7 protein-coding genes are annotated in these 4,655 nt (G+C 36.6%); 1 reads left to right on the top strand and 6 read right to left on the bottom strand.

Annotated features, from left to right (window positions below; translation table 11 throughout):
* A partial coding sequence (locus HRT72_03800; GenBank protein NQY66830.1) for a gliding motility-associated C-terminal domain-containing protein occupies positions 1-797 on the top strand: 797 nt, incomplete at its 5' end.
* Between the two features lie 170 nt (positions 798-967).
* On the opposite strand, the gene HRT72_03805 is transcribed toward HRT72_03800, so the two are convergent.
* The 6 genes from HRT72_03805 to HRT72_03830 all read right to left on the bottom strand — a co-directional run bounded on the left by HRT72_03805 (position 968) and on the right by HRT72_03830 (position 4,632).
* Positions 968-1,669: a hypothetical protein gene (locus HRT72_03805; protein ID NQY66831.1), complete on the bottom strand. Its 702-nt coding sequence runs from the start codon at positions 1,667-1,669 to the stop codon at positions 968-970.
* Between the two features lie 35 nt (positions 1,670-1,704).
* Positions 1,705-2,058 (bottom strand): hypothetical protein, encoded by a 354-nt coding sequence (locus HRT72_03810; GenBank protein NQY66832.1) that lies wholly within the window; start codon positions 2,056-2,058, stop codon positions 1,705-1,707.
* A gap of 103 nt (positions 2,059-2,161) precedes the next feature.
* On the bottom strand, positions 2,162-2,521 hold the full coding sequence (locus tag HRT72_03815; GenBank protein NQY66833.1) for a diacylglycerol kinase family protein: 360 nt from the start codon (positions 2,519-2,521) through the stop codon (positions 2,162-2,164).
* The gene (locus HRT72_03820) at positions 2,518-3,240 is read right to left on the bottom strand and encodes a hypothetical protein (protein ID NQY66834.1); all 723 of its coding nucleotides are present in this window, start codon (positions 3,238-3,240) and stop codon (positions 2,518-2,520) included. The genes HRT72_03815 and HRT72_03820 overlap by 4 nt, the downstream gene beginning before the upstream one ends.
* Positions 3,237-4,151 (bottom strand): endonuclease/exonuclease/phosphatase family protein, encoded by a 915-nt coding sequence (locus tag HRT72_03825; protein ID NQY66835.1) that lies wholly within the window; start codon positions 4,149-4,151, stop codon positions 3,237-3,239. The genes HRT72_03820 and HRT72_03825 overlap by 4 nt, the downstream gene beginning before the upstream one ends.
* Complete coding sequence (locus HRT72_03830) at positions 4,141-4,632, bottom strand: hypothetical protein (GenBank protein ID NQY66836.1); 492 nt, start codon at positions 4,630-4,632, stop codon at positions 4,141-4,143. Before HRT72_03830 ends, HRT72_03825 begins: the two co-directional genes overlap by 11 nt.
* Between the last annotated feature and the right edge of the window lie 23 nt (positions 4,633-4,655).

The following is a 4,655-nucleotide window of genomic DNA, read 5'->3' on the forward strand; positions in this document are numbered from 1 at the left end:
ACCTAACCGATGGAACTTTTGATTTGCCTTCTGAAGGTGGTGTTTCTATTTATTCAAACTCTATGAGAAGAGGGGTATGTGGATTTAACGATGGAAGTTATCGTGTTACTGTTTCAGATGATAACGAATGTTCAATAACTGCATCTATTGAGGTGAAACGACCAGATAGCGTGTCGGTTAAGTTTGATTGGATTTCGGATCCTATTGAACCGCAAGCCGATGGGTACTATATAGGGCCTTTGGATGTTCAATTTATTGATTTGAGTACAAATAGGACTTTGAATGAAAATATTTGGAGGTATTGGATGGAACATGATGATCCGAATACCAATGATGTGATCATAACTGAAGAAGGAGAGGCTCTTGGTGATAGTATACCGTCTTATGTTTTTGAACATAGGATGCCAACTAGATTCTTTGCGAAACTAACAGTTAGTAAAAATGGTTTTTGTCCTGCATCAGATAGCCTCTCTTTTAATGTAAGTACCCCTTCTTGTTTACAAATACCAAACGTATTTACACCAAATGGAGATGGAGTGAACGACATTTTTGAAATGATAGATCATTGTTATTTGGAGTTTTTTGAAGGCGATATATATAACCGCTGGGGAGGGAAACTGTATCACTGGGAATCCCCGGAGGCTGCATGGGATGGACGAACCCTCGCAGGAAGGGAAGTGCCGGATGGAGTATACTTCTATGTTATATCAGCGAAAGGGTTTGATGGCGTTAATCGTGTCGACGTGAATAACTCTGAAGTTGAAACTGTTGCAGGTACCGTAACTATTATTAGATAGGTCAGTCTTTTGTAAAGGCTGTTTCCATTTATCCATACCATCTACCCTTGGCTAAAGCATCATAGTCTAGCGTAATATTTATCGTTATTGGGCAAAATGTCCACCGGATTGCCTTGCTAGATACTTAATAACCGCGAAGTTAAATGTAAGAAGAATGTAGTCATGTACTGTTATCTCATCCATCCTTCAACTATATAATTGCTCTCTTCAATTTTGTATTCAGAACCTCCGTTACTCGGGATAAACCATAATTCAATTCTTGCCGCATATTCCTGACCCCAGTCACCTTCATAAATAGTGAAATCATTTTTATGCACTTTTTGATAAGTTTCATCCGCGTAAATTTTCGATCTGTCTTTTAGTCTTGATTCTGAAAGGACTTGATTAGAGGTGATTTCATAAGCTTTTATAAAGTATGTGCCTTGATTATCTCCAGAATGTAATACGTAATAATTATAGATACCAGGCTGAAAACTTTGTGTTAAAACAAGCTTTTTACTATGAATTTCTTCATGAGATGGTTCGCTAGTAGCAGGATTAGAAATCTCAATATCGCTGGGTATTGCTAAGTGCGCCGCAAAGAAATCTGGGGGAGAAAGTGCCATTAAAAGAAGTAGGTAATAAATAATGGGAACGGTAATGGCTACTTGAAGAAGACCGAAATACCATTTTTTTATAAAGAGTTGCGTTATGCATGAAATGAAAATCAAGATGCACGCAATTAGAAATCCCAGCAAACTTATGTCGATCACAAAATCTTGCTTAACCAATAACCCTGTTAAAAAAATTGCACCAGAGATTACGAGAACCATTATTGGGTACCACCAAATTTTAAAGAATTTTACAATTAGGGGAATCATAGTTTTGGCCATTTACTTTAGGTTTTGTTGTAGCCAGTTGCTTTAATTTAGTCCTTTATAAATGCAGAATTCAAGTCTCTAAATATTTCGATTCTTGGCTTACTAAAGAACATCCTACGATAGAAATAGGTACTTACTCCTTCATTTTTGAATTTGAAATAAATTCTAGTTCCTTTAAATCGATGTTCTAGTTTCCAAGTCCCATCTCCCCAACTATCAGCTTTGAAACTTCCGTCACTAAATATTTCTAACGTTTCATTATCCTCTATTCCTCCAGTCGCAAATGTATCAGATACATGGCTTTTATATGATCCTGTTATTAACCATGAAGGATAGTATGAATCGTAAATAAATGCAAATCCAATAATCAACAATACGATATACCTTTTCTTAATTTTCATTATTTCTCCTCTTTGTATACTAAATTACCTAATTCTATTCAGTGATAAAGACTGGTCTTTTTCAATTGTAATAGGGTAGAGGCGTTATCCTCATTATATCTATTCATAGTAGTTTTAATGCGTTGGGGCCCAATATTATTCCCGCTACTACTAAAGACCCAATAGCTGTTATCAAAACCGCACCTGCAGAAATATCTTTAATTACTCCCGCTTTATCACTTCTTTCAGGATGCATGAGATCAACCAATTTCTCTATAGAAGTATTGAATACTTCAGCTGCTAAAACAAGGACTATGCAAAGAATGATAGCAACCCATTCAATCCTAGATATACTAAGATAGGTACTCAGTAAAATTGCTAAAAAGGCTCCAGTAAGATGAATTCTAAAATTGGTTTCTGATCTAAAGGTCACAAGGATTCCTGTTAGGGCGTATTTGAAACTGTTTAATCTGGATTTAATCATACCCTCTGAGTTAGACATCTACGATTGTATGAATAGATGGCAAATAGAAGAAATGTGATGCCAAACAAAAAGATGTACCAGTTAAAATCTTGCGGTATATATTTGGCTGTAGAGTCAAATAAGTCGTGTTCGGATGAAAGTGTCCAAAGGCCTTGGTTTGAGCCTTTCCTTGTTATAAAAGTGAAGTAGTCTAGTGTCCATGAGAAAACAACGATAAGAGAACCTACAATGGAATAAGACCATTCCTTCCAATTCATTCCTCCTGCATTATGATAGATTAGACTACTTCCTAAGCCAATCATTAATAGAGAAATAATTACTGGTGTAACCACAGGGCCAACCCATGGAACCGGAATCAAGAAAAGAATATCCCATGTCATTAATGTAGAAGGCCAGGCCAATAGAATATAGAGGAAGACATAGTAGAAGATATCCCAAATTGCAAAAGAGATAAGGAAGAATGCAAATCGTTGTGTCTTTGAAGTGCCAGACAGAATACTGATACCAGCGAGCATTACAATAGTCGCAACCTCTCGCCAAAACTCAGTGAAAGCAATTTCTTTGTCAATGGGTTCTAGGGGGAAGTCGAAGCCATTAGGGTAGTAGAGTTCTCTCAAATAAACGACTACTGAACTTTCAAGAAAGCCCATAGCTATGCTAAAGAGTATGAGCCATCCAATTTGTTTAATCAATGGGTTTGGTTGAGTATCTGTTATCATATCGCTTTAAAATTATATTGGCCTATTACCCCGTAATGATCAGAGGAGGTAGTGTCTATATTATTAAACTCTGTGCAGGTTAGTTCTTCAGAATGGAAAATGAAATCTATCGGGATCATGCCGATTTTAAGCCAAGCAGGGTAGGTTGGGCAAATATTCGTACGGCTATCTATTAAACCTGTTCTTGACTTGAATCCTTGGATATTAATATCCCAGGGTACACTATTAAAATCACCGATTACCAAAACAGGTTGGTCAAGATTAGATACATAGCTTGATATCTCTTTGATGTGTTGGTTTCTGTTTTCAAAACCGGCATTAGATGTGGGAGCAGCAGTATGCGAACAAACAAAATGTACAGTGGTGTCATTAAGTTCAATGTCACCTACGAGGTTTGGATGTCCTCCGAAAAATGTAGTCTCACCATTGGATATTTTAGTTTTTGAGAAAACTGAGAGTCCATAGCAGCATGCTTCTTTAGGAACGGAAATTACATAAGGATACTTATTACTTAATTTTTTCCTGAGCTTGAAATCCCAAATAGCATTGGTTTCTTGAAAAGAGATGATGTCTGCATCTGTTTCTAAAGCGCTATTAATTACACTATCGAACTTGTTGTTGAACTTTAGAACATTAAAATGGGCAACAGTAAATGTATCTGAATCCGTAGCCAACACATCTTCTTTTATAAATGCACCCGTAAATGTGGCGAAGCATAAGACAATACTTGTAACAGCTATCCCGTAATGAATGTGATTTTGTTTTCCGAAATAATAGATGCCAATAACAAATGATGCACAAGCAATTTGAACTGTAAATGATCGTAGTAAGGCTACCAGGAAATAATCTGGAATACATACTACCAAGTAACATGCAAGCAGAGTAAGCCAGTTGATTGATTTAATAAGCATAGTTTGAAGATTTAGTGGTTTCTAAAAGCTTGATTTTGGTGTGAATTAAGTAGAGTAGCCCAAATCCGAAGATCCCAAATGAGCAGTCTACCAGTTGCCAGTAAAGTGGAATTCCTCTAATTGGTCCGGCAATAAGAGCCAAAGGGAATACCATCACGCATGCAATCATGCCGAATTTTATAACCCAGATATTTCTAACTGGATCTAAGTAAGGCCCGATGAATACTACAGCAATAACAAGGTGAGCAAAAGCTAACCAATCCGTCCCGTACGCAAGGAAAGGGTAGTTGTCGTTTGCAAACTTTACACCTTCATGCGTTGCCGAAATCCAGTCGTGTATGAACGTGCTAGGCGTTAATAAATCCGTTAATATTTTAAGTTCCGTTTCTAGTGGAAAAGCAGTAACCCCACTTAGAATTAATCCAATTATAAATAACAGAATGCCATTTTTTATTTGCTTTTCTAATTTTATCATCTCCATTTTAGTTGTTTTTATTGATGAAA

This window comes from Flavobacteriales bacterium (genome assembly GCA_013214975.1).
In the GTDB taxonomy this organism is placed as follows: Bacteria; Bacteroidota; Bacteroidia; order DT-38; family DT-38; genus DT-38.

Bases quoted from the DNA above. Each gene is read 5' to 3' on its own strand.
- HRT72_03815 (NQY66833.1), bottom strand. From the start codon at position 2,521: ATGATTAAATCCAGATTAAACAGTTTCAAATACGCCCTAACAGGAATC.
- HRT72_03825 (NQY66835.1), bottom strand. From the start codon at position 4,151: ATGCTTATTAAATCAATCAACTGGCTTACTCTGCTTGCATGTTACTTG.
- HRT72_03805 (NQY66831.1), bottom strand. From the start codon at position 1,669: ATGGCCAAAACTATGATTCCCCTAATTGTAAAATTCTTTAAAATTTGG.
- HRT72_03820 (NQY66834.1), bottom strand. From the start codon at position 3,240: ATGATAACAGATACTCAACCAAACCCATTGATTAAACAAATTGGATGG.
- HRT72_03830 (NQY66836.1), bottom strand. From the start codon at position 4,632: ATGGAGATGATAAAATTAGAAAAGCAAATAAAAAATGGCATTCTGTTA.
- HRT72_03810 (NQY66832.1), bottom strand. From the start codon at position 2,058: ATGAAAATTAAGAAAAGGTATATCGTATTGTTGATTATTGGATTTGCA.